The following is a 24857-nucleotide window of genomic DNA, read 5'->3' on the forward strand; positions in this document are numbered from 1 at the left end:
AGAAACGCATGCGAGAAGCGGCAGCTGGACGAGGCCGGGCTGCCGCCGTGGGGCGCGGTGCGAGGGTCAGTCCTCGATCACCGCGTTGGTAAAGACTTCCTGTACGTCGTCCAGGTTTTCCAGCGCGTCCAGCAGCTTTTGCATCTTGACGGCGTCGTCGCCGGTGAAGCTCACGTCGTTCTGCGGCTTCATGACCACATCGGCCACCTCGGCCTTGAAGCCGGCGGCTTCCAGCGCCGCCTTGACCTCGCCGAAATCGTTCGGCGGGCAGGTCACTTCGATCGAGCCATCTTCATTGGTCACCACGTCGTCGGCACCGGCTTCCAGCGCGGCGTCCATCAGCTTGTCCTCGGGCGTGCCGGGGGCGAACAGGAACTGGCCGCAGTGGGTGAACATGAACGCCACCGAACCTTCGGTGCCCATGTTGCCGCCGTGCTTCGAGAACGCGTGGCGGACTTCGGCCACGGTGCGGGTACGGTTGTCGGTCAGGCAGTCCACGATGATCGCGGCGCCCGACAGGCCGTAGCCTTCGTAACGGATTTCTTCGTAGTTCGCGCCTTCCAGGCCACCCACGCCGCGCTGGATCGCGCGCTGCATGTTGTCCTTGGGCATGTTCGCGTCCATGGCCTTTTCCATGGCCAGGCGCAGGCGCGGATTCGATTCGGCCTCACCGCCGCCAAGCTTGGCGGCCACGGTGATTTCCTTGATCAGACGCGTCCAGACCTTGCCGCGCTTCGCGTCAGCGGCGGCTTTCTTGTGTTTGATATTGGCCCATTTTGAATGACCGGCCATGTTTCTCTCCGAAGCGGAAAACGTGTCGTGTGATGTGGGAGCCCGGTGGCATGGCGCCGGCGGGATGCCGCGCGTGACCGGTTTCGGGTCGGTTTCCAGGTTTGTCCCTGACGATCCGGTGGCCACGCCATGTGATTGATGTGCCAATCTGCTGGCTATAATCAGCGCAGGATTTTATCACGCGCCCCTGCCGTGCCGCACCATGATCGATGGCCGGACACCGAGCGCCGCGCGGTTTCCTGCCTGTTTTCTGTCAATTGACACGCCGACTGCCGAGACCCGCCATGGCCGACCCCATCCTCATTGCCAAAAATGCCGATCACGACCTGATGCTGCTGCCCGAAATGGGGAACCGGCACGGCCTGATCACCGGCGCCACCGGTACCGGCAAGACCGTCACGCTGCAGACCCTGGCCCAAGGGTTCTCGCGCCTGGGTGTCCCCGTTTTCATGGCGGACGTCAAAGGTGATCTAACGGGCATTTCCCAGGCCGGCGTGGCATCGGACAAGCTCAAGGCCCGACTGTCCGAACATGGCTTGCCCGAACCCCTTTGGGGGGCCTGCCCGACCACGCTCTGGGATGTCTTCGGCGAGAAGGGGCACCCGGTGCGTGCCACGGTGTCGCACATGGGGCCGCTGCTGCTGTCCCGCATGCTCGAACTCAATGACACGCAGCAGGGGGTGCTGAACCTCGTGTTCCGCATTGCCGATGCCAATGGGCTGCTGCTGCTGGACGCCAAGGATCTGCGCGCGATGCTCCAGTACGTGGGCGATAACGCGAGCCAGTTCACGACCGAGTACGGGAATATTTCGTCGGCGTCGATCGGGGCCATCCAGCGCGGGTTGGTCGCACTGGAATCGCAGGGTGCGGACAAGTTCTTCGGCGAGCCGATGCTGAACCTGGAAGACTTCATCCAGACCGAGAAGGGGCAGGGCGTCATCAATATCCTGGCAGCGGACAAGCTCATGAATGCGCCACGGTTGTACGCCACCTTCCTGCTCTGGATGCTGTCGGAACTGTTCGAGAAGTTGCCCGAAGCCGGCGACCTGGACAAGCCCAAGCTCGTCTTCTTTTTCGACGAGGCCCACCTGCTGTTCAACGACGCGCCGAAAGGACTGCTCGACAAGATCGAGCAAGTCGTGCGGCTGGTGCGGTCCAAGGGTGTGGGCGTGTACTTCGTGACGCAGAACCCGGTCGATATCCCGGACACGGTCCTCGGCCAGCTTGGCAACCGCGTGCAGCACGCCCTGCGTGCGTTTACGCCGCGCGACCAGAAGGCAGTGAAGGTGGCAGCCACTACGATGCGTGCGAATCCAAAGCTCGATCTGGAGCAGGCGATCAGCGAACTGGGTGTTGGCGAGGCCCTGGTGTCATGCCTCGACGCCAAGGGTACGCCTGGTGTGACCGAGCGGGCGTGGGTGCTGCCGCCCGGGAGCCGCATCGGCCCGGCCACCGATGAGGAGCGCCGCGCCCTGATCGCCAACTCGCTTGTCGCTGGCACCTATGAAAAAACCATCGACCGCGAGTCGGCCTATGAAAAGCTGCGCGGCGAGGCCGTTGGCGCGGCGCGCGGCGCACCGACCGGCGCGAGCGACAAGGCGGGCGCAAAGCCTGCACCCGACGCAAAGGAAGAAGAAGGCAGCTGGGCTGGCGAGATCTTCGGCTCGCTGACACGCGGCACTGGCAAGACCGGCCGCGGCGATTCGATCCTGGAGTCGATGGCGAAATCCGCTGCCCGCACCGTGGGCTCGCAGGTCGGACGTGAACTGATCCGAGGCGTGCTCGGCAGTCTGCTGGGCGGGGGCAAGCGGAAGTAACAATACGTCTTCCGGCTTTCAGAAACGACATCGCCCGCATCTGGCGGGCGATTGTCATTGCGACTGTGCGGCTGCAGGAAACTCGTCACGGCTTGCCGACTGCTTTTCTTGCCGCCTCCGCATCCTCTCTTGCCTTGCGCGAGAACAGGCAGACGAAGAACGCTGCCATGCCGATGATGAATGCGATGACGGCCAGGCTGGCGAGGCCGGTGGCCGTGGAGGTCAGGATCTTCAGTGCTTCCATGGGGAGACTCCTTGTTGACGCCGGAAACGATGCCCGGACACGCGTCCCCAGTGTAGAAAGAGTCCACCCCGTAAAACGTTGAGGCGCGTCAAGCGCGCCCCATCGACTTCAGTTTTTGGTGCCGAACAGACGGTCGCCCGCGTCGCCGAGACCCGGGATGATATAGGCGTGCTCGTCGAGGTGGCTGTCCAGCGAGGCCACGAAGAGCTTCACGCCGGGGTGGGCCTTCTGGAAGACCTCGACACCTTCGGGGGCTGCCACCAGCGCAACGAAGGTGATGGCCTCGTCGGGCACGCCGCGGCGCTTGAGCACGTCCACGGCATGGGCCGCCGAGTAGCCGGTGGCGACCATCGGATCGCACAGGATGAACGAGCGGTCTTCCACATCGGGCAGGCGCACCAGGTATTCCACCGGGCGATGCTGCTCGTCGCGATACACGCCGATATGCCCGATGCGCGCCGACGGAATCAGTTCGACCAGGCCATCGCTCATGCCCACGCCCGCGCGCAGCACCGGCACGATCGTCAGCTTCTTGCCGGCGATGACAGGTGCTTCCAGCGGCACTAGCGGCGTGTCGATATGGCGGGTGGTCAGCGGAAGGTTGCGCGTGATCTCGTAACCCATCAGCAGCGTGATCTCGCGCAGCAGCTCGCGGAACGTACGCGTCGACGTTTCCTTGTCGCGCATGTGCGAAAGTTTGTGCTGGATCAGCGGGTGATTGAGGATGAACAGATTGGGAAAGCGCGGATCTTGTTTCATGGCGGCTCGGCAGAGGCTCGACGAACTTTGTCGAAGTTCGGCAAAAGGAGGAGGCCCTCCCGGATACGGGAGGGCCGATGCAGCCGGATTGTAATGGATGGGGGCTGACCGCCGTTGCGCAGCGGCAGGAATTGCCGGGTGAAGGCAGCCGGGCGGGTCAGTCCACCGTGATGGCTGCCGATTTCGCCACCTTGCCGAACCGCTCGTACTCGGCCTGCGTCAGTGCCTGCAGTTCAGCCGCGCTGGACCCCTTCGGATTGAAGCCTGCCTGGGCCAGCTTGTCGCGCACCTCCGGCCGGGCCAGCGCCTCGACGAACGCGGAGTTGAGTGCCTGGACGATCGGTGCGGGCAGGTTGGCAGGGCCATAGACGCCAAACCACGGTTCCACGGCATAGCCAGACAGGCCGGCCTCGGCCAGCGTCGGCACGTTGGGCAGCGACGGCGCGCGTGTCTTGCCCGCCACCGCCAACGCACGCAGCTTTCCAGCCTGGATGTGCGGCAACGACGCGGGCAGGTTGTCGAACATCACGTTGACGTGGCCGCCGAGCATGTCGTTGATGGCCGGGCTGCTGCCTTTGTAGGGCACATGAACCAGTCCCGTCTGCGTCATCTGCGAGAACATGGCGCCCGCCAGATGCATCGAGGTACCCGTGCCGGCCGTGGCGTACGTCAGGCCGGGATGGGCCTTGGCATAGGCGATCAGTTCGGGCACGGTCTTGACCGGCAGGCTTTCGCTGACCTCCAGGACGATGGTCGACGTGCCGAGCAGGCTGATGGCCGTGAAGTCGCGGCGTGGGTCGAACGGGACGTGCTTGTAGATATGAGGATTCAGCGCATTCGTCGAAATGGCGCCGAAGCCGATGGTGTAGCCATCCGCCGCTGCCTTGGCCACGGCTTCCATGCCGATGTTGCCGCCCGCGCCGGGCCGGTTTTCGATCACCACGGGCTGGCCGAGCTTCTCGCCGACACGCTGCCCCACCGTGCGCGCCACCAGGTCGGTGGTGCCGCCCGCGGCGTACGGCACGATGAACCGGATCGGCTTGGACGGGAAGCCGTCAGCGGCGAAGGCGGGGGACATGCCTCCGGCAGCGAGCAACGTGGCGAGAAGCAGAAAAGCGCGCCGCGGCGCGGCGGTGGGGTGGGACGGCATGCGTCGGGTCTCCTTGATCTTTTTATCGGTTGCACCGTCCGGCCGGATCGCTCCCGTGCCGGGTCGGGCGCGGGTCATTGTATGGGAAAGCAGGTCATGCCGCCGGGGCCAGCCCGGGCGCCTTTTGACTTACAATCGGCGGGTTCGCCGGGTGCCATCGGCACACGACACCGACCGCCAGCGGCGACCACGCCCCAACCTGCTTTTCCCGTGTCCGCTTCCCAGAAGTCGCTCCCCTCGTCCCCGTCAGCAGGCGTTCACGCCGCGCATCGTGTCGGACTCGCCACTGCCGCCATCGGCGCGGTGCTCTTCTCCGCCAAGGCCATCGTGGCCAAGCTCATGTACCGCTACAACGTGGATGCCGTGATGGTCATCACGCTGCGCATGCTGCTATCGGCACCACTGTTCATGGCGATCGGCTGGTGGCAGGCGCGCAAGCTGCCGGCGTTGTCATGGGCGGATCGCGGGCGCGTGGTGTTCCTGGGCGTCATCGGCTACTACCTGTCGAGCTTCCTCGACTTCCTCGGCCTGCAATACATCACCGCCGGGCTGGAGCGGCTGATCCTCTTTCTGACGCCGTCGTTCGTGCTGCTGTTCACCGCGCTGGTGTTCCGCCGTCCCATCCATGGTCGCCAATGGATTTCGCTGTTATTGGCTTACGCAGGTATCGTGCTCGTGTTCGTGCATGACCTCGACGTCAGTGGCGCGAAGGTCTGGCTGGGCGGAGCGCTGGTGCTGGCCAGTGCGTTGTCGTATGGTGTCTACCTGATTCTGAGCGGCGAGCTGGTACAGCGGGTGGGCTCGCTGCGGCTTGTGGCCTACGCCATGTGCGTGTCCACGCTTTGCTGTGTGATCCAGTATGCGGTGCTGGGCCGGCCCGTAGCCGAACTGGCGCAACCGGCGCCGGTGCTGTGGCTGTCGGCCATCAACGCGGTGTTCTGCACGGTGCTGCCGGTCTCGCTGACGATGATCGCGGTGGCGCGCATCGGCGCGCCGCTGGCGTCGCAAGCCGGCATGATCGGCCCGGTGTCCACGCTGGCCCTGGCGTTCTGGGTGCTGGGCGAGCCGATCACCGGGGTGCAACTGGCCGGTGGCGCGCTGGTGATGGGCGGCATGTATCTGCTGTCGATGAAGAAAGTCTGAAGCAAACCCTGAAACTAGTTTTGACGGTTCAACCAAGGAAGGAGAGAGACCATGGATTTCGGACTGCGCGGTAAGCATGCATTGGTGTGCGGCGCCAGCAAGGGCCTCGGGTTCGCGTGTGCCGAAGCGCTCGCGGCGGAAGGTGTCGACGTGGTGATCGTCGCGCGCGGTGCGGAGGCACTGGAGAAGGCTGCTGCCGACCTGCGCGCCCGCTACGGCCGCCGCGTGCTGGCGGTGGCGACCGACATCACCACGCCGGAAGGCCGCAAGCTGGCGCTTGACGCCGTAGCCAAGCTCGGTGATCTCGACATCCTCGTGAACAACGCCGGTGGTCCGCCCCCGGGCAACTTCCGGGATTGGGGCCGCGACGAATGGCTGGCCGCACTCGACGCCAACATGCTGACCCCGATCGAACTGATCAAGGCCACCGTGGACGGCATGATCGCGCGCCGCTGGGGCCGCATCGTCAATATCACGAGCGGGGCGGTCAAGGCACCGATCGACGTGCTGGGCCTGTCCAACGGCGCCCGTTCTGGCCTGACTGGCTTCGTGGCCGGCCTGGCGCGCGAAGTGGCGCAGCATGGCGTGACCGTGAACAACCTGCTGCCAGGGCCGTTCGACACCGACCGCCTGAAGAAAACGATGGAAGGCGGTGCCCAGAAGGCTGGCATCAGCATCGACGAAATGGCCAAGCGTCGTGCCGCGCTGAATCCGTCGCGCCGCTTCGGCGAAGCGTCCGAGTTTGGCGCCACCTGCGCGTTCCTGTGCAGCAAGCAGGCCGCTTTCATGACGGGCCAGAACGTGCTGCTCGACGGCGGCGCCTACCCGGGGACATTCTGATGGCTGTCCTGCGGCCTGACGGGGGGTGCAAGGCCCGCATCGCGTTGATTGCCCACGATCACAAGAAGGATGACATCGTCGCCTTCGCGGGCCGTCATCGCGAATTCCTCGCCCGCTGCGACCTGCTGGCGACGGGTACGACGGGCGGACGGATCGCCGACGAAACCGGGTTGCCCGTCTCACGGATGCTGTCCGGTCCGTGGGGCGGCGACCTGCAGATCGGCTCGCAACTGGCCGAGGGCAGGGTGACCGCAGTGATTTTCCTGCGCGATCCGATGACGCCTCAACCGCACGAACCGGACATCAACGCGCTGGTTCGTGCATGCGATGTCCACAACGTGCCGTGCGCCACGAACCTGGCAACGGCCGAACTGCTGATTGCGGAACTGGCGCGGCAGTGTGCGGAGGCGGAGAAGTAGTAAGCGAGACGAAAAAAGCCGCTGCCAATGCAGCGGCTTTTTTTACCTCGACGCAGACACCATCAGCGTGGCCTGACCGTCGTCGCCGTCGCCCGCAGTTCCGCTTGCCTCAGGATATGCGGCGGCAGGCGCTTGAGGATCAGGTGGACAGCCAGGGGGATGATCACTACGTCGTCAACGATGCCAAGTCCGGCGATGACGTCGGGAACCAGGTCGATCGGCGAGAGTGCATAGGCCAGCAGGCCGAATGCAGCAGGCTTGAGCCAGGGCGGTGCATCGGGGTGGCGCAGGGCGTACCAGAACAGGCGGCCGTCACGGCGCACCAGTGTCCAGAGGGCAGAGAATCGCTTCCACATGATGGGCCTCCTTGGTCACACGATCAGCGGGTATGAGCAAGTAGCTTGGGCCGGTGTGGGTCGATTCAAGTTCCCCGGCGCGGGGAACGAAACAATCCGGCAGAAAAAACGCCGGCACGAGGCCGGCGTTTTCGTCACAGGGCAGAAGCTGCCACGGGATATCAGCCCGGCACGTTGCCTTCCACACCTTCCACGTAGAACTTCACGTTGTGCAGGAACGCGTCGTCTGCGGCCTTGCCGTCAGCCAGTTGTTCCTTGCCCGTGTTGTCCTTGAGCGGACCCTTCCAGATCGGTGCGGAGCCGTCGATGATGCCCTTCTTGCGTTCTTCCACAAGTGCCTTGACGTCCTCAGGCACCACGGCGTTGAACGCCTTCAGGTCGATCATGTTTTCCTTCAGGCCCCACCAGATGGTGCTGTTCTTCCACTGGTTGTTCAGCACGTCTTCCACGACCTTGTTGTAGTACACGCCCCACGAGATCACGGAGGCGGCCAGGTGGGCCTTCTCGCCAAAGCGGGTCATGTCGCTATCCCAGCCGAATGCGTAGACACCCTTTTCCTGGGCCGTCTGCACCACGGCGGCGGAGTCGGTGTTCTGCATCAGCATGTCCACGCCCTGGCCGATCAGCGTGGTGGCGGCTTCGCGCTCCTTGCCCGGATCGAACCACTTGTTCACCCATACCACCTTGACGGTAGCCTTCGGGTTCACCGAACGCGCACCCAGGGCGAAAGAGTCGATGTTGCGGATGACTTCGGGAATCGGTACCGATGCCACCACGCCCATCTTGCCGCTCTTGCTCATCTTGCCCGCCACCACGCCAGCCAGATACGCGCCTTCATAGGTGCGCACATCGTACTGGGCAAGGTTGTCGGCAGTCTTGAAGCCCGTGGCGTGTTCGAACTTCACGTCCGGGAATTCCTTCGCCACCTTGAGCATCGACTCCATGTAGCCGAACGTGGTGCCGAAGATCAGCTTGTTGCCCTGGCTGGCCAGGTCACGGAACACGCGCTCCGCATCGGCGGCGGATTCGGGCACGTTCTCGACGAACGTGGTCTTCACCTTGTCGCCGAACTTGGCTTCCACAGCCTTGCGGCCGGCATCGTGGGCGTAAGTCCAGCCGGCATCGCCAACCGGTCCGATGTAGACGAAAGCCACCTTGAGCGGCTCGGCGGCCGCAGCGGCCGGTGCCGAGGCAGCACCGGTCTCGGCGGGCTTGTCGGCTTCCTTCTTGCCGCAGCCGGCCAGGGCCAGCACAGCGGTAGCGGCCAGGGCCGCCAGCGTGGTCCTGCGTGTCACGATCATCGATCTCTCCTTGATAAAGCGTCTTTGTGATGTGGTTTGACTTCGGGTTGATGCTTTCTTGTTGAAGCTTTGGTGATGCGTTTTCGGTGATGCGTTTTCAGGCGCTGCCTGGACGGAACGGCTTGCCTAGCGACGCCGGCATATTGAGTCGGATCCACGCAGGATTCCGAGAGATCAGTGCCAGCACGACGATGGTGGCCGCGTACGGCAGCATCGACAGGAACTGCGATGGCACGGAGACGCCGATGCCTTGCAGATAGAACTGCAGGATCGTCACGCCGCCAAACAACCACGCGCCGATCAGCACGCGCCCGGGCCGCCAGGTGGCGAAGGTGGTCAGCGCCAGCGCAATCCAGCCGCGCCCCGCGACAAGGTTTTCCACCCACATCGGCGTGTAGACCAGCGACAGGTAAGCGCCAGCCAGTCCGCAGCAGGCGCCGCCAAACAGCAGCGCGCAGAACCGGATCCAGCGCACCGGGTAACCCAGCGCATGGGCCGATTCCGGCGATTCGCCGATGGCGCGCAGCGTCAGTCCGGCCCGCGTGCGGAACAGGAACCACATGATGGCAAAGCACAGCAGCAGGCTGAAATAGACCATCCAGTGATGCTGGAAGAAGGCGGGGCCGACGAAGGGCAGGTCGGCCAGTCCGGGCACGGCCTTGGCCTGCGCAGGCATGGCGAAGCCGACGAAGCGTTGCGCCATGAAAGCAGACAGGCCCGTGCCGAAGATCGACAGTGCGAGCCCGGTTGCCACCTGGTTGGTCGCCAGCACCAGCGCGAGCCAGGAGAACAGCGTGGCCATCAGCATGCCGGCGCCCGCGCCGGCGATGAAACCGAGCATGGGCGACTGGGTTTGATAGCCGACCATGAAGCCGAACGCGGCGGCTACCAGCATCATGCCTTCGGCGCCGAGGTTCAGCACGCCAGCGCGTTCGTTGACGAGCAGGCCGAGTGCGGCCAGCAGCAGCGGGGTACCGGCGTTGATCGCCGTGGCGATCAGGGGAGCGAGTTGTTCCATGTTGTCAGCTCCGGGTCAGGCGGCACGAGCGCGCCAGCGCAAGCGGTTGTCGATCAGCGTGTCGCACGCCAGCAGGAAGAACAGCAGCATGCCCTGGAACACCCATCCAAGCGCCGAAGGCAGGCCCAGCCGCGACTGCGCCATTTCTCCGCCGATATAGAACAGCGACATCACGATGCCGCCGAACACGGCGCCCACCGGATGCAGCCGGCCCACGAACGCCACGATGATGGCGGTGAAGCCGTAGCCCGGGGAGATCGATGGCAGCAATTGTCCGATCGGACCCGTCACCTCGAACGCGCCGGCCAGTCCGGCCGTGGCGCCCGAAATCAGCAGCGCGCTCCACAGCGCGCTGCGCGACGAGAATCCCGCATAGCGCGCGGCAAGCGGCGCGGTGCCGCCCACCTGCAGCCGGTATCCGGCAAAGCTGCGGAAGATGAAGATCGACATGATCACCACCAGCACCAGCATCACCGCAAAGCCCACATGCAGGCGCGAACCGGGCAGCAGGTTGGGCAGCAGGAAGGCCGAGGCGAACACCTTCGACTGCGGGAAGTTCATGCCGTTGGGGTCTTTCAGCGGACCATTGACCACCCAGAGCAGCAACTGCTGGGCAATGTAGGTCAGCATCAGCGACACCAGAATCTCGTTGGCGTTGAAACGGTCCTTGAGCAGCGCGGTCAGCGAGGCCCACACCATGCCGCCGATGCAACCGGCCACGGCCGCCAGCGTCAGCACGACAAAGCCGCTCGTCGTGTTGCCGGGCACATCGAACCAGAGCACGGTGGCGCCAGCAAAAATGCCACCGAGGATCAACTGCCCATCGGCGCCGATATTCCAGATGTTGGCGCGGTAGCACACCGACAACCCGAGCGCGCACAGCACCAGCGGTACGGTCTTGAGCAGCACCTCGCCAATGGCGCGCGTGTCCTTTACCGGATCGACGAGAAACACCTTGAGCCCGGCCACCGGGTCCTTGCCGATGGCGAGGAACAGCAGCGCACCGAACAGCAGCGTCAGCACGAGTGCGAAGACGGGCGAGGCGTAGGCGAGGGCGCGCGACGGTGTGCCGCGCGGCGAGAGCATGATGGGAGATTGCAATTTAGCCATGAGTGGGTGCCTCCGCGGTGGCGTCCCGCTCGCTGGCGGGACCGCCTTCCCAGAGGCCGCTCATCCAGAGTCCTACCTGCTCGCGCGTGGCGGTTTCGACGGAGAGCGATGGCGAGAGGTGGCCTTTGGCGATGACGTGGAGCCGGTCGCAGATCGCGAACAGTTCATCGAGTTCTTCGGAGACGACGAGGATAGCGCAGCCGGTGGCCTTGAGCGCGAGGATCTCGTTGTGGATCTGCGCGGCGGCGCCCACGTCCACGCCCCAGGTGGGTTGCGCGACGATCAGTACTTTCGGGCCGGCCTCGATTTCTCGTCCGACGATGAACTTCTGCAGGTTGCCGCCCGAGAGGCTGCGCGCCAGCGCGTCAGGGCCGCTGGCCTTGACGCGGAAACGTTTGATGATGCTGGCGGCCAAGCCTTCGGCCGCGCCGGTAGAGACCATGCCGCTGCGCACGTACGGCGGCGTCTGATGCGACAGCAGCACGTTCGACGACAGGCTCATGCCCGGCACCGCGCCGCGTCCCAGCCGCTCCTCGGGTACGAACGCCAGCCCGGTCCGGCGGCGCTCACGCGCGTCGAGCTTTCCTGCGGGGCGGCCGTCGAGGTGCACGGCGGCAGCGGCGCCGCGTGCGTCCTCGCCTGACAGCGCCGCCAGAAGTTCCTGTTGTCCGTTGCCCGATACCCCGGCGATGCCGACGATCTCGCCCGCATGCACGTCCAGCGAAATGCGTTCCAGTGCCGTGCCGAACTGGTGCGCGCGCGCCATCGTGAGGTCGCGCACGGCAAGTCGCACCGGTCCGCGCTCGGTGGTCACGCGCGCCTCGCGCGGCGGCTCGCCGCCAATCATCATGCGCGACAGCGACGCCGCGCTTTGCTCGCGCGGATCGCACACGCCGGTCACGCGACCCATCCGCATGACGGTGGCGTGGTGGCACAGCGCGCGGATCTCGTCGAGCTTGTGGCTGATGTAAAGGATGCTCGTACCCTCGGCGGCTAGCTTGCGCAGCGTGACGAAGAGCGTTTCCACGGCCTGAGGCGTCAGCACCGAAGTGGGCTCGTCGAGGATCAGCAGTTGCGGATCGGCCAGCAATGCGCGGACGATTTCCACGCGCTGGCGCTCGCCCACGGACAGCGTGTGAACGTGGCGGCCAGGCTCCAGCGGCAGGCCATAGCGTTCGGCCGTGGCGCGGATACGCTCGCTGAGCTGCTTCATGTTGCCGGCGTCTTTCGGCGGCAGGCCCAGCGCGATGTTCTCGGCCACGGTCAGCGTGTCGAACAGCGAGAAATGCTGGAAGACCATGGCGATGCCCAGATTACGGGCGTCGTGCGGACTGGCGATCGAGACTGGCGCCCCGTTGAAGTGCATCTCGCCAGCGTCGGGTCGAACCGCGCCGAAGATGATCTTCATGAGGGTGGATTTGCCGGCGCCATTCTCGCCGAGGACGGCATGGATCTCGCCCGGTGCGACGGTCAGGCTGACGTCGTCATTGGCGGTCACGCCGGGGTAGCGCTTGGTGATATGCGCAAGCGCCAGCCTGGGGGGTGTTTGTAATGTCACTGAGGCGGCTCGAATTATTGTGGCAGCAACGTTTGGGCACTTGTGACGGCGGCTGTGCGTGGCGCAGCATCGCCGCGCACCATGCCTTCATCATCATGAATGCGTGATGATCGGAATTAGCGTTGAATTATATAAGTGCGTGGGGGCTGGCCGGACCACATTGACCCTCTAACCGTGCCCCACAACGGTTACGGGGAGGTTGCAAGTCGCGTGCCGGCCACACTGGCAAAGAAAAACCGCCGCGCTGCCGGTCAGGGCAGGGCGGCGGTCTGGGTTGACCTCAGTCAAGGCCAGGGTTACCCGGCGCTGGCAGGTATCGTGGCGAAGCGGCCGTCGCGGAAGTCGGCCAGGGTCTGGTAGATCTGTTCCTGCGTGTTCATCACGAACGGGCCGTACTGTGCGATCGGCTCGTTCAGCGGCTGTCCGGCGATCAGCAGGAAGCGGGCATCCTCGCTGGCTTCCACCACCACGCCGTCGGATTGCCCAGCGTTGTCGAGTACTCCCATTCGCTGGGCTTCGAGCACGGCGGCATCTGCCTCGCCGACCTTCACGGTGCCCCGGTACACGTAGAGGAACGCGTTATGGCCAGCGGGCAGCGTCTGCGCAAAGGTCTGGCCGGCAGGCAGATGCACGTCGAGATACAGCGGCTCGGTCACGGGCCGCGTTACCGCGCCCGCCACGCCGTGCGAGGCGCCAGCCAGCACGCGAACGGTGCCGCCCGACGGCAGCGCCACGGTCGGAACCTCCGCCGACGGAATGTCGCGATACCACGGAGTAGTCATCTTGTCCGCGGCCGGCAGGTTCAGCCAGAGCTGGAATCCTTCCATGCGGCCATCTTCCTGTTCAGGCAATTCCGAGTGCACCACGCCGGAACCCGCCACCATCCACTGCGCGCCGCCGTTTTCCAGCAGCCCTTCATGCCCGGCGCTGTCGCGATGGCGCATGCGCCCGGCCAGCATGTACGTGATGGTTTCGAAGCCGCGATGCGGATGATCGGGGAACCCGCCGATGTAATCGTCCTTGTTGTCGGTGCCGAAGGCGTCGAGCATCAGGAACGGGTCCAGGCGGCGCTGCAGGTTCTGCGTGAGGACGCGCGTCAGCTTGACGCCGGCGCCGTCGGATGTGGCAATGCCACGCACCACGCGGTCCACGACGCGTGAGCGCTGCACGGTTTCCGTGGCGGTGGCTGGTACGGTGGAAATGCGAGTGGTCATGTCTGTTCTCCGGTTGCGACGGCCGGGCCGGAAAACGCAAGGCCCGCCGTTCGATCTACCCATGCAATGTAAGGGTTTGGCGGAAAAGCGGTAGACGGCAGGCCGGCAACAGATCGTTCCAAAGTTGGGACGAAGTTGGCGCGACAGCAGTGAAAAATAGAACGACAGGGCGGCGTGGATCGGATCAGGACTCGAGGTCTCTCCCTCGTCGGAAAACGCCGATGGTCAGCGCGCTACCTCCCGTTCCCCAATAGCCGGATTTCCGCGATTTTCCCGCCGGGAAGCGCCGGATTTGGGCGGAAGATGACAGGATGACGGAAGTTGTGTAGAATAGCGGTCTCTTTGTCATCCGTTGCTGAGAATTGTGGTGGGCGAGCCTGCACTCCGAACCCCCGCAATCCGTTGTACAGCAACGGCCGATTGACCGACGGCGCCAACCGAAAGCGCGTTCAACACGACATCAGTCGCCGTCACGGGCCAACCTGGGTTTCACCTCAGCGTTGCGCCGCACCTGCGGGTTCGGGCCTCACGCCTGAATCCCATCAACGGGTGATTCGCTGATCTCCGGTCGGCGTCGCACCCAAGTCCGTCCGCTGGCAATCCTGCCAGTCATGGCGGCAAGGCAATCTGAATCGGGCCCCGGCGGGCACCCATCGACAAATACCGCCGGCCCTATTGTTTTCCGCATCTGAAATGTGGCGATTGATCCATTTTCGTCGCAGTTCGGAGTTGGAGAGGGGAAGTATGTCAAAGCAAACCATCCGGGCTGTGGCCTGGGGCAGCGTCGTTGCCGTTGCATTGGTCGGGCTCGTCTCGTGGATCGGCGTCGATGTCATCCGCCAGTACCAGGAGCGCCTGCTCTACAACGTAGCCGACCACCTTCGCCTTGTGGCGATCTCGATGACGCTTGCGCTGCTGACCGGCTTGCCGGCAGGCATTGCGCTGAGCCGCCCGTGCATGCGCCGCTGGGCGGACAAGCTGATGCAGGTCTTCAATATCGGCAACACCGTGCCGTCGCTGGCAGTACTGGCCCTCGCGCTGGCTGTGCTGGGCATCGGCGAGCGACCGGCCATTCTGGCCCTGTGGCTCGCCTCGCTGCTGCCGATCGTGCGCAATACCTATGAAGGGCTGCGCACGGTATCGCCCGCGCTCAAGGAAGCCGCACGCGGTATCGGCATGACGCCGTGCCAGCGTCTGGTGCGCGTGGAACTGCCCAATGCGCTGCCAGTCATCCTTGCCGGCGTGCGAATCAGCCTGGTGATCAATGTCGGCACCGTGCCGCTGTCGTTCCTGATCGGCGCGAACAGCCTCGGCGAAATGATTTTCCCGGGCATTTACCTGAACAACCAGCCGCTGTTGTTGCTGGGCGCCGCCGCCACCGCGCTGCTGGCCCTGGCGCTGGACGCGCTGTTCGCCGCGGCGGGGCATGTGTACCTGCGCCGACGCGGACTCGCCTGAGTGAGGAATCGCATCATGACCAAACCGATACACCGCCTGACCGAAGGCCGGGCGTTCTGGCTGCTGGCCGCCATTGGCGTGGCCGCCGCCGCACTGCTGCTTGGCACGGCCCCGGCGCGCGCCCAGGAAGGCGCCAGCCAAGTGCGCGTGGGTGGCAAGAATTTCACCGAGCAGTTGATCCTGTCGTCGATGACCACGCAGTACCTCAAGGCCAAGGGCATCGACGCCACGCTGACGTCGGGCCTGGGCAGCACGCTGATGCGCCAGGCCATGGAGTCGAACCAGCTCGACGTGGTGTGGGATTACACCGGCACTGCGCTAATCGTTTTCAACAAGGTCGAGGAGAAACTCGATGGCCCCGCCGCCTACGCCCGCGTGAAGGAAATGGACGCCGGCAAGGGGCTGGTCTGGCTCGCGCCCTCCGAGATCAACAACACCTATGCGCTGGCCATGCCGAAGGAGCGCGCGGCAGGCATTACCAAACTTTCGGCCTACGCCGCGAAGATGCGCGCCGACGGCGAGGACACGAAGCATCCGCTGGCCGTGGACATGGAGTTCGCCGCACGTCCCGATGGCCTGGAGCCACTGAAGGCTGCCTACAAGCTGCCTTTCACGCGAAAGGACGTGATCCAGCTCGATCCGGGTCTGGTCTATCTAGCCCTCAGGAACAACCAGGTGGACCTCGGGCTGGTCTACGCGACCGATGGGCGCGTGAAGGGCTTCGACCTCGTGCTGCTCGAGGACGACCTGGGTTTCTTCCCGCCGTATAACGCTGTTCCCGTGGTGCGCAAGGCTGTACTCGACGCGCGGCCCGAACTGGCGAACCTGCTGAATGCGCTGTCAGCAAAGCTCGACAACGCCGCGATGACCGACATGAACTACCAGGTCGACATCAACCATGAGCCCGTTGACAAGGTGGCTGGCGATTTCCTGCGCAGCCACGGCCTGATCTGAGGAGCCAGAACATGTGGAATTACCTCCAGAACAACTGGGCCATGCTGCTGCGCCTGACGGGCGAACATCTCGCCCTCGTCGGGTCGGCCGTGGGCATGGCCATCGTGATCGGTGTGCCGCTCGGCATCCTGATTACCCGCCACCGCTTCCTGGCCACGCCGCTGCTGGCGCTGGCCACTGTGGTGCTGACGTTGCCGTCCATCGCACTGTTCGGGCTGATGATCCCGATCTTCGCGCGCTTCGGACACGCGCTCGGTTATGTGCCGGCCGTGACCGCCGTCTTCCTCTACTCGTTGCTGCCGATCATGCGCAACACGTACACGGCATTAGCCAACGTTGATGCCGGCATCCAGGAGGCGGGACGCGGCATCGGCATGACCACCTGGCAGCGCATGCGGCTGGTGGACCTGCCGCTGGCCGTGCCGGTGATCCTCGGCGGGGTACGTACTGCCGTGGTGATGAACATCGGCGTGGCCACCATTGCCGCCGTCGTAGGCGCGGGCGGCCTCGGCGTGCTGATCCTGCAGGCGATCGGCCAGACCAACATGACCAATGTGGCCGTGGGCGCGGTACTCGTCAGCCTGCTCGCCATCGTCGCCGACGTCGCCCTGCAGTCCCTGCAGCGCGCACTGACACCGAAAGGAATCCGACAATGATCGAACTCGACAAACTCACGAAAGCCTTCCCCCAGAAGGACGGTTCCGAAGTGCGGGCCGTGAACGAGGTCAGCATGACCGTGCCGCGCGGCGAGATCTGCGTGTTCCTGGGGCCGTCCGGCTGCGGCAAGACCACCACGCTCAAGATGATCAACCGGCTGATCGAGCCGACTTCGGGCACGGTGCGCATCGATGGCGAGGACACTGCCGGTATCGACGGCGTGGCGCTGCGTCGCAAGATCGGCTACGTGATCCAGCAGATCGGCCTGTTCCCGAACATGACCATCGAGGAAAACATCATGGTCGTGCCGCGCCTGCTGGGCTGGGACAAGAAACAGTGCCGCGAGCGCGCGCGCGAACTGATCCGCATGGTGCAACTGGACCCGGACAAGATGCTCAAGCGCTATCCGCGCGAACTGTCGGGCGGCCAGCAGCAGCGGATCGGCGTGATCCGCGCACTCGCCGCCGACGCGCCGGTGCTGCTGATGGACGAGCCGTTCGGCGCCGTGGACCCGATCAACCGGGAGAGCATCCAGAACGAGTTTTTCCAGATGCAGCGTGCGCTTGGCAAGACCGTGATCATGGTCTCGCACGACATCGACGAGGCCATCAAGCTTGGCGACAAGGTGGCCGTATTCCGCGGCGGCCGGCTCGTGCAGTTCGATCATCCCGACGCACTGCTGGCACACCCTGCCGATGACTTCGTGCAGGCCTTCGTGGGCCACGACAACACGCTGAAGCGCCTGCTGCTGGTGCGCGCTGGCGATGCCGCCACGATGCCGCCGACGGCCCGCCCGGACATGTCGCTGGCGGAAGCCTTCGGTGTCATGGACGAAGCGGATGTGCGCCATTTGCCCGTGGTGGACGATCAGCGCGCCCTCGGCTACGTCACGCGCCGCGACGTGCGCGCTGCGTTAGCCAAGGGCGGCAACTGCGCGGAAGTGATGCGACAGTTCACCACCACGGCGGCCTTCGACGAACACTTGCGCATCGTGCTGTCGCGCATGTACCAGCACAACACGAGCTGGCTGCCCGTGATCGATGGCGATGGCATGTACCTGGGTGAAGTCACGCAGGAATCGATCGCCGACTACCTGAGCTCGGGACGCTCGCGCGGCAACGCGCCAGTGATCCAGCCGCCGGCGAGTTCCCCGCTGGCGATGATCGGGCCGGCGGAGGCGCCGGTGCCGGGGCGGGAGAAGGTGGCGGCGTAATTTCTCCTCGCTGCTGTTTTTCTCCCCTCTCCCGCATTGCGGGAGAGGGGAGTACCCCAAAGCAGGAACAAAAAAAACGGCCACGTTTTGAACTGCACCCCAAAAGTTGGACATCAATCCAACCTTTGGGGTGTTTTTCATGACGAAGTACAACGAGGCGTTTAAACGACAGTTGGTTCAGGAGTATCTGGCGGGCCAGGTTGGGACTCGGGCTCTTAGCGAAAGGCATCAGATCAGCCATTCGACCCTCCGACGCTGGATTGCTGGGTGGCAGCATCACGGGCAGGCCGGGCTGCGCAAGAAGCATGAAACGTATAGCGCCGAGTTCAAGCTGAAGGTGCTGCAACGCATGTGGCGCGACGAGTTGTCCTTCCAGCGGGTAAGCGCGCTGTTCGATCTGCGTGAAGCAAATGGAATCGCTCGGTGGGAGCGCCAGTATCATGAGGGTGGTTTTGAAGCTCTCCAGCCTCGCCGCAAAGGCCGGGCGCCCACAATGTCCCAAGCCAAGCCGCCAACTCTCCCCCCGTCCGTGCCGGTTCAAGACCGTTCGCGTGAGGATCTGCTCAAAGAAAATGAGTGCCTGCGCGCTGAGGTCGCGTACTTAAAAAAATTGAGGGCCTTGCGCCAGGCCAAGGAACAATCGGCGCAAAAGAGAAAGCGCAAGTCGTGAACGTATTGCGCCAACATCATCCCCTGTCGATCTTGCTCAAGATCGCCGGACTGGCACGCAGCACGTTCTACTACCAAGTGAGCGCAGGTAAGGCGCAGGATCGACATGGCGAGCTGAAAGCGCATATTGCCCGCATCTTTGCCCAGCACAAGGGTCGATATGGCTATCGCCGGATCACGGCCGCTTTGCGTCACAGCGGTATTCGAGTCAATCACAAGACCGTGCAACGGCTGATGGCGGTGTTGCAACTGAAGTCACCTGTGCGGCCCAAGCGATACCGCTCGTATCGAGGGCAAGTGGGACGCGTGGCCCCCAACCTGCTACAGCGCCAATTCGCGGCAACCAGACCAAATGAGAAGTGGGTGACAGACGTAACCGAGTTCAGCGTTAGTGGCAAGAAGCTCTATCTCTCGCCCGTGCTGGACCTGTATAACGGCGAGATCATAGCGTGGCAAACCAGCGAGCGACCTGACTTCGAACTGGTCCGGGGAATGCTTGATAAGGCTTTGCGAAAGCTAGGCCCTGAAGACGCCCCAATGTTGCACTCGGATCAAGGCTGGGCCTATCAAATGGCGGCATATCGTCGGAAACTGGCCAAGCGAGGCTTGCCTCAGAGCATGTCTCGAAAAGGCAATTGCCTGGACAATGCGGCGATGGAGAGCTTCTTCGGCACGCTGAAGTCCGAGTACTTCCGGCTGGAGCGTTTCGCGGACATCGACCAATTGCGACGCGGCATTGCCGAATACATCCGGTACTACAATTACGACCGCATCAAGCTCAAGCTAAATGGGCTGAGTCCCGTGCAATACAGGACTCAGCCCCAGGCCGCCTAACTTACTTACCCGTCCAACTTTGTGGGGTCAGTTCATTTGTGGCCGTTTTTTTCACTCCAACACGCCAATCAAGCGTGACCCAGTTCGCCGTCCTTCAGGCGCCACAGGTTCAGCGGGTTGCCATCCTTCAGCGCTTCAGGCAGCAGGCCGGCCGGCAGATTCTGGTAGCAGACCGGGCGCAGGAAGCGGTCCAGCGCCGAGGTGCCCACCGACGTCGTGCGCGTATCGGACGTGGCCGGGAACGGGCCGCCGTGGACCATGGCGAAGCAGACTTCCACGCCAGTCGGGTAGCCGTTGAACAGGATACGGCCGACCTTGCGTTCCAGTGCCGGCAGCAGCTTGGCCGCGATTGCCTGATCGCCAGCGTCGGCTTGTACCGTGGCGGTCAGTTGGCCTTCCAGGATGCGCGTGACGGCCACCAGGGCATCGGCGTCCTTGCAGACCACGAGTACCGTCGACGGGCCAAATACTTCGGCGTGCATGCGGTGATCGGCAACGAACTTGTCTGCCGACGTTTCAAAGAACACCGGACGAGCCTGGTTCGGGCCCGTTGCGTCCACACCGCAAGCGGCGCGCGTCAGACCCGCGACTTCCGACAGTTGCGCCACACCGCGCTCGAATGCGGCGTGGATGCCCGGCGTCAGCATCGTGCCAGCCGGCTTGCCGGTCAGCGCGGTGTGCGCAGCGGCACGGAATTTCTCCAGCGCCGGACCTTCAACTGCCAGCAGCAGGCCCGGATTCGTGCAGAACTGGCCCACGCCCATCACGAGCGAATCCACCAGGTCACGGGCGATCTGCTCGCCGCGTGCGTTGAGCGCTTCCGGCAGCAGGTACACCGGGTTGATGCTGCTCATTTCCGCATACACCGGAATCGGTACCGGACGGCTGTTGGCCACGTTCATCAGCGCCAGACCGCCAGCGCGCGAACCCGTGAAGCCCACGGCTTGAATGACCGGATGGGCCACCAGTGCGGTGCCGATGGCGTTGCCTACGCCTTGCACCATCGAGAACACGCCTTCCGGCAGGCCCGCATCGGCCACAGCCTTTTGAATCACGCGACCCACCAGTTCGGACGTGCCCGGGTGCGCCGGGTGCGCCTTGGCGACCACCGGGCAACCTGCTGCCAGTGCCGACGCGGTATCGCCACCGGCCACCGAGAAGGCCAGCGGGAAGTTGCTGGCGCCGAACACGGCCACGGGACCCACGGCGATGCGCTGCATGCGCAGGTCGGGGCGCGGCGGCGTGCGCTCGGGCAGGGCGCTGTCGAGCGTGGCGCCTTGCCAGCGGCCATCGCGAAGCACTCGTGCGAACAGGCGCAACTGGCCGGCGGTGCGGCCGCGCTCGCCTTGCAGGCGGGCGATCGGCAGGGCCGTTTCAGCGTGCGCACGCTGGATCAGTTCATCGCCGAGACCTTCCAGGCCCGTAGCGATGGCTTCCAGGAACGTCGCGCGTTGGTCGGGCGAGGTGGCGCGGAAGGTGTCGAATGCGGCTTCGGCCAGCGCGCAGGCGCGGTCCACATCCGCGGCGGTGCTGCCTTGGTAGGCGGGTTCGAGCTTCTCGCCGGTGGCCGGGTTGATGCCGTGGAAAGTCTCTTCAGTGCCGCGCGCGGCGATGGCGCCGATCAGCATTTCGCCAGAAATCGTCATGATTGGGTCCTGCGGGAAAAGTGATGAAAGGACGGCCAGAACACCGTCACGCAAGGGGAGAGGCAGGCAATGGTGCCTGCCGATGGAACTGCATGGGATGCCGACCGGAAGCGTCGTAAGACATCATATGACATCGCTTCCCGTCTCGCAACCGCACCATCCGTCCGGACAACGCGCGGATGGCGCATGCCGCTCAGGCGGGCGATCCGGCCATGGCCGACGCCTTGCGCAGGCGTTCACGGCTGTTGGTCAGGTGCATGCGCATGGCAGCTTTTGCCGCTTCCGGATCGCGTCGCTCGATCGCATCGAAAATGCTTTCGTGCTCGAAGTTCACGCGCTCCAGGTACTGTTCGCGTTCGGGCCGGCTCACCTGCAGGCGGCTGCGCGGAATCACCATCGTGCCGAGGTGGCCCATGATGTCCGTGAAATAGCGATTTCCCGTGGCACGCGCGATCGACAGGTGAAACTCGAAATCCGAACCCACTGCGTCGCTGCCTTCAGCGGCATTGCGCTTCATGTCGTCCAGCGCGCGGCGCATAGCCAGCAGATGTTCGTCGTTGCGGCGCGTGGCCGCCAGGCTGGCAGCCTCGGCTTCCAGGCTCACGCGGAATTCAAGCATCGCCAACACGTCCATGGCCGTGACAATGGCCGAAGGATCGATGCGGAATGGGGAGTGGGTTTCAAGTGGGCGGTTCAGCACGAACGTGCCGATCCCGTGCCGCGTTTCCACCAGGCCGCTGGCCTGGAGGCGCGACAGCGCTTCACGCACCACCGTGCGGCTCACGCCGAGCGTGGCCATGATTTCGGATTCCGTGGGAAGCTTGTCACCCGGCTTGATCTGGCCCTGCTGGATGCTGTCGGTCAGGTTGCTGACCACTTCCTCGGCAAGCGTGCGGCCGCGGCGGCGCAGGGGAGCGGGCGAAGACATCGAGACGTTGGACATGGGCGTGCAGGTATGGGAACCAATGTGGGGATGACCCTGACGGTCGTACTGTTGACCGGTCGGGCACGCGCTCATTATACTGCGTCATAAGTCATACGACGACCGATAACGCACAGGACATTGCGGCCGTTTGGCCAATGTGGCAGCCGCGCCGCAATTTTCTTTCGGTCAGCTAATGTATTAGCGTATGAGCTACGATAGCAGGGCGCATTTCCACGTCATGGGGAGAGCGCGATCCCGGCGGTAAAACAGACCAGGACTCTGAGACGATCCACATGAACGCAACCTCTCTCGCCAATGGCGCGACCCCTGTCGTGACCGAACTGACTGTCGTGCCGGTGGCCGGTCACGACAGCATGCTGATGAACCTGTCGGGCGCCCACGGCCCGTACTTCACCCGCAACATCGTCATCCTGAAGGACAGCGCAGGGAACATCGGCGTGGGTGAGGTGCCCGGCGGCGAGAGCATCCGCCAGACGCTGGAGGATGCGCGTCCGCTGGTGGTGGGGCAGGGCATCGGCCAATATCTCTCGATCCTGAACCGCGTGCGCGAGCAGTTCGCCAGCCGCGACGCTGGCGGCCGGGGCCTGCAGACGTTCGACCTGCGCATCACCATCCACGCTGTGACCGCGCTGGAAGCCGCGCTGCTCGACCTGCTCGGCAAGCATCTGCAGGTGCCGGTGGCTGCGCTGCTCGGCGAAGGCCAGCAACGCGATGCCGTGGAGATGCTGGGCTACCTGTTCTACGTGGGCGACCGGCAGAAGACCACGCTCGACTATCGCACCGAACCCAATGGCGAAAACGCATGGTTCCGCGTGCGCAACGAAGTGGCAATGGATGCCAAGGGCGTGGTGCGCCTGGCCGAAGCCGCCTACGAGCGCTATGGCTTCAACGACTTCAAGCTGAAGGGCGGCGTGCTGCGCGGCGAAGAGGAGATGGAGGCGATCATCGCGCTGCATGAGCGCTTCCCCAAGGCACGCGTGACGCTCGATCCGAACGGCGGCTGGCTGCTGAAGGACGCCATCCGCCTGTGCCGCGACAAGCACGGCATCCTGGCCTATGCAGAAGATCCGTGCGGTGCGGAAGACGGTTACTCGGGCCGCGAGATCATGGCCGAATTCCGCACGGCCACCGGCCTGCCGACCGCCACCAACATGGTGGCCACGGACTGGCGCCAGATGGGTCACGCGGTGCGTTTGCAGTCGGTGGATATTCCGCTGGCCGATCCGCACTTCTGGACGATGCAGGGCTCGGTGCGCGTGGCGCAGATGTGCTCGGAATGGGGTCTCACGTGGGGCTCGCATTCGAACAACCACTTCGATATCTCGCTGGCGATGTTCACGCACGTGGCGGCTGCCGCGCCGGGCCGCGTCACGGCCATCGACACGCACTGGATCTGGCAGGACGGCGAACACCTGACGCGCAACCCGCTGAAGATCGAAGGCGGGCTCGTGCAGGTGCCGAAGACGCCGGGCCTGGGCGTGGAACTCGATATGGACGCACTGGCGCGCGCCAATCGTCTCTATCAGGAAAAGGGTCTGGGGGCGCGCGATGACGCGATTGCCATGCAGTTCCTGATTCCCAACTGGAAGTTCAACAACAAGATGCCTTGCATGGTGCGCTAAGCGTCCATCTCGACGATTCCCAGAAATAGAAAACCTTCGATTCAGCAGGAGACACACAACATGGTTCAACCCTCGAAGGCCGCCCCGCGCGCGGCCCGTATTTCCACGCTGCTGCGCCGCTTTGCGGGCGTGGCGATTGCCCTGGCTGCCGGCGTGACCGTCAGCGGTGTTGCGCAGGCATCGAGTGCGGCGTGGCCGCAGAAGCCGGTGTCGATCGTCGTGCCGTTCCCGGCCGGTGGTTCGACAGACACCATCGCGCGCTACCTGGCGCAGCCGCTCAATGAGAAGCTGGGCCAGCCGTTCGTGATCGACAACAAGCCGGGCGCCACGGGCGCTATCGGCGCAACGTTCGTCAAGCGTGCGCCAGCCGATGGCTACACGATGATGGTGGCCTCGATTGGCGTGTTCGCGGTCAACCCGTTTCTGCAGAAGAGCCTGCAATATGATCCGGCGAAGGATTTCGACCTGCTGACCGTGGCCGTACGCGCGCCAAACGTGCTCGTGGCCAATCCGAACTTCCCGGCCAAGTCGCTGGCCGAGCTGGTGGCGTACATGAAGAAGAACCCGGGCAAGGTCACGTTTGCCACGTCGGGTGCCGGTTCATCGGACCACCTGACGGCCGCGCTGTTCTGGCAAAAGACCGGCACCGAAGGGCTGCACGTCCCGTATAAGGGCGGTGCCCCGGCCATCTCGGATCTGCTCGCCGGGCAGGTGGATGTATCGTTCCAGAACGTCAACGCGGTGCTGCAACACATCCGCACCGGCAAGCTCAAGGCGCTGGCCGTGACGTCGGGCAAGCGCTCCGCCGTGTTGCCCGATGTGCCGACCATGGCCGAAGGCGGCACCAAGGATGTGGAAGTCTATTCGTGGCAGGGCATCGCTGCGCCCAAGGGCATCCCGGCCGATGTGAAGACGCGCCTACACGGCGCTATCGTCGGCGCGCTCAAGGACCCGGCGATGCAGAAGAAGCTGGGCGAGCAAGGCTTCGAGGTAGTGGCCAACACGCCCGAGCAGTTCGTCGAGTTCGAGAACCAGGAACTGAAACGCTGGAAGACCGTGATCGAGCAGGGCAAGATCACGGCCGAGTAAGCCGGCATCGTCGCTGTCCACGCCAAAACCTCGCCAACCGGCGGGGTT

At 64.4% G+C, this 24857-nt stretch carries 23 protein-coding genes; 11 read left to right on the forward strand and 12 right to left on the reverse strand.

From position 1 onward, the window contains the following. Positions 1-66: 66 nt before the first annotated feature. Positions 67-792 (reverse strand): YebC/PmpR family DNA-binding transcriptional regulator, encoded by a 726-nt coding sequence (locus GA566_RS03870; RefSeq protein WP_137922918.1) that lies wholly within the window; start codon positions 790-792, stop codon positions 67-69. A 284-nt stretch (positions 793-1076) separates the two neighbouring features. Between GA566_RS03870 and GA566_RS03875 the strand changes: the two genes are divergently transcribed. After that, positions 1077-2609 (forward strand): helicase HerA-like C-terminal domain-containing protein, encoded by a 1533-nt coding sequence (locus GA566_RS03875; protein WP_160471718.1) that lies wholly within the window; start codon positions 1077-1079, stop codon positions 2607-2609. Between the two features lie 85 nt (positions 2610-2694). Here the strand turns inward: GA566_RS03875 and GA566_RS03880 are convergent, their stop codons facing one another. The 3 genes from GA566_RS03880 to GA566_RS03890 form a co-directional block, all read right to left on the reverse strand. After that, entirely contained in the window at positions 2695-2853 is a 159-nt protein-coding gene (locus GA566_RS03880; protein WP_137922920.1) for a DUF3149 domain-containing protein, read from the reverse strand. Between the two features lie 108 nt (positions 2854-2961). Beyond that, on the reverse strand, positions 2962-3612 hold the full coding sequence (upp, locus tag GA566_RS03885; protein WP_137922921.1) for a uracil phosphoribosyltransferase: 651 nt from the start codon (positions 3610-3612) through the stop codon (positions 2962-2964). Positions 3613-3769: 157 nt separating this feature from the next. Further along, the gene (locus GA566_RS03890) at positions 3770-4762 is read right to left on the reverse strand and encodes a tripartite tricarboxylate transporter substrate binding protein (protein ID WP_137922922.1); all 993 of its coding nucleotides are present in this window, start codon (positions 4760-4762) and stop codon (positions 3770-3772) included. 210 nt (positions 4763-4972) lie between these two features. Between GA566_RS03890 and GA566_RS03895 the strand changes: the two genes are divergently transcribed. From GA566_RS03895 to GA566_RS03905, 3 genes are read left to right on the forward strand one after another with little or no spacing between them, the layout of a single operon-like run. Next, on the forward strand, positions 4973-5905 hold the full coding sequence (locus GA566_RS03895) for a DMT family transporter (protein WP_370459263.1): 933 nt from the start codon (positions 4973-4975) through the stop codon (positions 5903-5905). Between the two features lie 51 nt (positions 5906-5956). Continuing rightward, complete coding sequence (locus GA566_RS03900; protein ID WP_137922923.1) at positions 5957-6745, forward strand: SDR family oxidoreductase; 789 nt, start codon at positions 5957-5959, stop codon at positions 6743-6745. Continuing rightward, complete coding sequence (locus GA566_RS03905; protein WP_137922924.1) at positions 6745-7164, forward strand: methylglyoxal synthase; 420 nt, start codon at positions 6745-6747, stop codon at positions 7162-7164. Before GA566_RS03900 ends, GA566_RS03905 begins: the two co-directional genes overlap by 1 nt. A gap of 62 nt (positions 7165-7226) precedes the next feature. Here GA566_RS03905 and GA566_RS03910 read toward each other — a convergent pair whose 3' ends face one another. The 6 genes from GA566_RS03910 to GA566_RS03935 all read right to left on the reverse strand — a co-directional run bounded on the left by GA566_RS03910 (position 7227) and on the right by GA566_RS03935 (position 13721). Further along, positions 7227-7520 carry a YkvA family protein gene (locus GA566_RS03910; RefSeq protein ID WP_137922925.1) on the reverse strand — a complete coding sequence of 98 codons (294 nt, stop codon included), beginning with the start codon at positions 7518-7520 and terminating at the stop codon, positions 7227-7229. A gap of 161 nt (positions 7521-7681) precedes the next feature. Beyond that, positions 7682-8821, reverse strand: a complete 1140-nt coding sequence (locus tag GA566_RS03915) for a BMP family ABC transporter substrate-binding protein (RefSeq protein WP_137922926.1) — start codon at positions 8819-8821, stop codon at positions 7682-7684. 97 nt (positions 8822-8918) lie between these two features. Beyond that, positions 8919-9839 (reverse strand): ABC transporter permease, encoded by a 921-nt coding sequence (locus GA566_RS03920; RefSeq protein ID WP_137922927.1) that lies wholly within the window; start codon positions 9837-9839, stop codon positions 8919-8921. A gap of 15 nt (positions 9840-9854) precedes the next feature. Continuing rightward, entirely contained in the window at positions 9855-10949 is a 1095-nt protein-coding gene (locus GA566_RS03925) for an ABC transporter permease (protein ID WP_160471719.1), read from the reverse strand. Further along, the gene (locus GA566_RS03930) at positions 10942-12507 is read right to left on the reverse strand and encodes an ABC transporter ATP-binding protein (protein WP_160471721.1); all 1566 of its coding nucleotides are present in this window, start codon (positions 12505-12507) and stop codon (positions 10942-10944) included. Before GA566_RS03930 ends, GA566_RS03925 begins: the two co-directional genes overlap by 8 nt. A 296-nt stretch (positions 12508-12803) precedes the next feature. Continuing rightward, positions 12804-13721 (reverse strand): pirin family protein, encoded by a 918-nt coding sequence (locus tag GA566_RS03935; RefSeq protein ID WP_137922930.1) that lies wholly within the window; start codon positions 13719-13721, stop codon positions 12804-12806. 744 nt (positions 13722-14465) lie between these two features. Between GA566_RS03935 and GA566_RS03940 the strand changes: the two genes are divergently transcribed. The 5 genes from GA566_RS03940 (at position 14466) to GA566_RS03960 (ending at position 19506) form a co-directional block, all read left to right on the forward strand. Continuing rightward, positions 14466-15179 (forward strand): ABC transporter permease, encoded by a 714-nt coding sequence (locus tag GA566_RS03940; protein WP_160471722.1) that lies wholly within the window; start codon positions 14466-14468, stop codon positions 15177-15179. Between the two features lie 15 nt (positions 15180-15194). After that, positions 15195-16133, forward strand: a complete 939-nt coding sequence (locus GA566_RS03945) for a glycine betaine ABC transporter substrate-binding protein (RefSeq protein ID WP_137922932.1) — start codon at positions 15195-15197, stop codon at positions 16131-16133. Between the two features lie 11 nt (positions 16134-16144). Next, positions 16145-16789: an ABC transporter permease gene (locus GA566_RS03950; RefSeq protein WP_137922933.1), complete on the forward strand. Its 645-nt coding sequence runs from the start codon at positions 16145-16147 to the stop codon at positions 16787-16789. Continuing rightward, entirely contained in the window at positions 16786-18003 is a 1218-nt protein-coding gene (locus GA566_RS03955) for a betaine/proline/choline family ABC transporter ATP-binding protein (RefSeq protein WP_137922934.1), read from the forward strand. The genes GA566_RS03950 and GA566_RS03955 overlap by 4 nt, the downstream gene beginning before the upstream one ends. Positions 18004-18142: 139 nt before the next feature. Continuing rightward, a protein-coding gene (locus GA566_RS03960) for an IS3 family transposase (RefSeq protein ID WP_160471670.1) occupies positions 18143-19506 on the forward strand; the annotation gives its coding sequence in 2 pieces (ribosomal slippage) (positions 18143-18644 and positions 18644-19506; 1365 coding nt in all). A gap of 68 nt (positions 19507-19574) precedes the next feature. Here the strand turns inward: GA566_RS03960 and GA566_RS03965 are convergent. Together GA566_RS03965 and GA566_RS03970 are read right to left on the reverse strand one after the other, a co-directional pair. After that, positions 19575-21152, reverse strand: a complete 1578-nt coding sequence (locus GA566_RS03965; RefSeq protein ID WP_137922935.1) for an aldehyde dehydrogenase (NADP(+)) — start codon at positions 21150-21152, stop codon at positions 19575-19577. A gap of 193 nt (positions 21153-21345) precedes the next feature. Beyond that, positions 21346-22095 (reverse strand): FadR/GntR family transcriptional regulator, encoded by a 750-nt coding sequence (locus GA566_RS03970; protein ID WP_137922936.1) that lies wholly within the window; start codon positions 22093-22095, stop codon positions 21346-21348. Between the two features lie 275 nt (positions 22096-22370). On the opposite strand from GA566_RS03970, the gene gudD reads away from it, so the two are divergent. After that, positions 22371-23720 carry a glucarate dehydratase gene (gene gudD, locus GA566_RS03975; protein ID WP_160471724.1) on the forward strand — a complete coding sequence of 450 codons (1350 nt, stop codon included), beginning with the start codon at positions 22371-22373 and terminating at the stop codon, positions 23718-23720. A gap of 60 nt (positions 23721-23780) precedes the next feature. Further along, a complete protein-coding gene (locus GA566_RS03980) occupies positions 23781-24809 on the forward strand; it encodes a tripartite tricarboxylate transporter substrate binding protein (RefSeq protein WP_137922938.1) in 1029 nt (342 codons plus the stop codon). Positions 24810-24857: the final 48 nt, after the last annotated feature.

This window comes from Cupriavidus sp. SW-Y-13, from assembly GCF_009793345.1.
Lineage (GTDB): Bacteria > Pseudomonadota > Gammaproteobacteria > Burkholderiales > Burkholderiaceae > Cupriavidus.

Coding starts and splice junctions, on each gene's coding strand:
- GA566_RS03870 (WP_137922918.1), bottom strand. CDS start 792: ATGGCCGGTCATTCAAAATGGGCCAATATCAAACACAAGAAAGCCGCC.
- GA566_RS03875 (WP_160471718.1), top strand. CDS start 1,077: ATGGCCGACCCCATCCTCATTGCCAAAAATGCCGATCACGACCTGATG.
- GA566_RS03880 (WP_137922920.1), bottom strand. CDS start 2,853: ATGGAAGCACTGAAGATCCTGACCTCCACGGCCACCGGCCTCGCCAGC.
- upp (WP_137922921.1), bottom strand. CDS start 3,612: ATGAAACAAGATCCGCGCTTTCCCAATCTGTTCATCCTCAATCACCCG.
- GA566_RS03890 (WP_137922922.1), bottom strand. CDS start 4,762: ATGCCGTCCCACCCCACCGCCGCGCCGCGGCGCGCTTTTCTGCTTCTC.
- GA566_RS03900 (WP_137922923.1), top strand. CDS start 5,957: ATGGATTTCGGACTGCGCGGTAAGCATGCATTGGTGTGCGGCGCCAGC.
- GA566_RS03905 (WP_137922924.1), top strand. CDS start 6,745: ATGGCTGTCCTGCGGCCTGACGGGGGGTGCAAGGCCCGCATCGCGTTG.
- GA566_RS03910 (WP_137922925.1), bottom strand. CDS start 7,520: ATGTGGAAGCGATTCTCTGCCCTCTGGACACTGGTGCGCCGTGACGGC.
- GA566_RS03915 (WP_137922926.1), bottom strand. CDS start 8,821: ATGATCGTGACACGCAGGACCACGCTGGCGGCCCTGGCCGCTACCGCT.
- GA566_RS03920 (WP_137922927.1), bottom strand. CDS start 9,839: ATGGAACAACTCGCTCCCCTGATCGCCACGGCGATCAACGCCGGTACC.
- GA566_RS03925 (WP_160471719.1), bottom strand. CDS start 10,949: ATGGCTAAATTGCAATCTCCCATCATGCTCTCGCCGCGCGGCACACCG.
- GA566_RS03935 (WP_137922930.1), bottom strand. CDS start 13,721: ATGACCACTCGCATTTCCACCGTACCAGCCACCGCCACGGAAACCGTG.
- GA566_RS03940 (WP_160471722.1), top strand. CDS start 14,466: ATGTCAAAGCAAACCATCCGGGCTGTGGCCTGGGGCAGCGTCGTTGCC.
- GA566_RS03945 (WP_137922932.1), top strand. CDS start 15,195: ATGACCAAACCGATACACCGCCTGACCGAAGGCCGGGCGTTCTGGCTG.
- GA566_RS03950 (WP_137922933.1), top strand. CDS start 16,145: ATGTGGAATTACCTCCAGAACAACTGGGCCATGCTGCTGCGCCTGACG.
- GA566_RS03955 (WP_137922934.1), top strand. CDS start 16,786: ATGATCGAACTCGACAAACTCACGAAAGCCTTCCCCCAGAAGGACGGT.
- GA566_RS03965 (WP_137922935.1), bottom strand. CDS start 21,152: ATGACGATTTCTGGCGAAATGCTGATCGGCGCCATCGCCGCGCGCGGC.
- GA566_RS03970 (WP_137922936.1), bottom strand. CDS start 22,095: ATGTCCAACGTCTCGATGTCTTCGCCCGCTCCCCTGCGCCGCCGCGGC.
- gudD (WP_160471724.1), top strand. CDS start 22,371: ATGAACGCAACCTCTCTCGCCAATGGCGCGACCCCTGTCGTGACCGAA.
- GA566_RS03980 (WP_137922938.1), top strand. CDS start 23,781: ATGGTTCAACCCTCGAAGGCCGCCCCGCGCGCGGCCCGTATTTCCACG.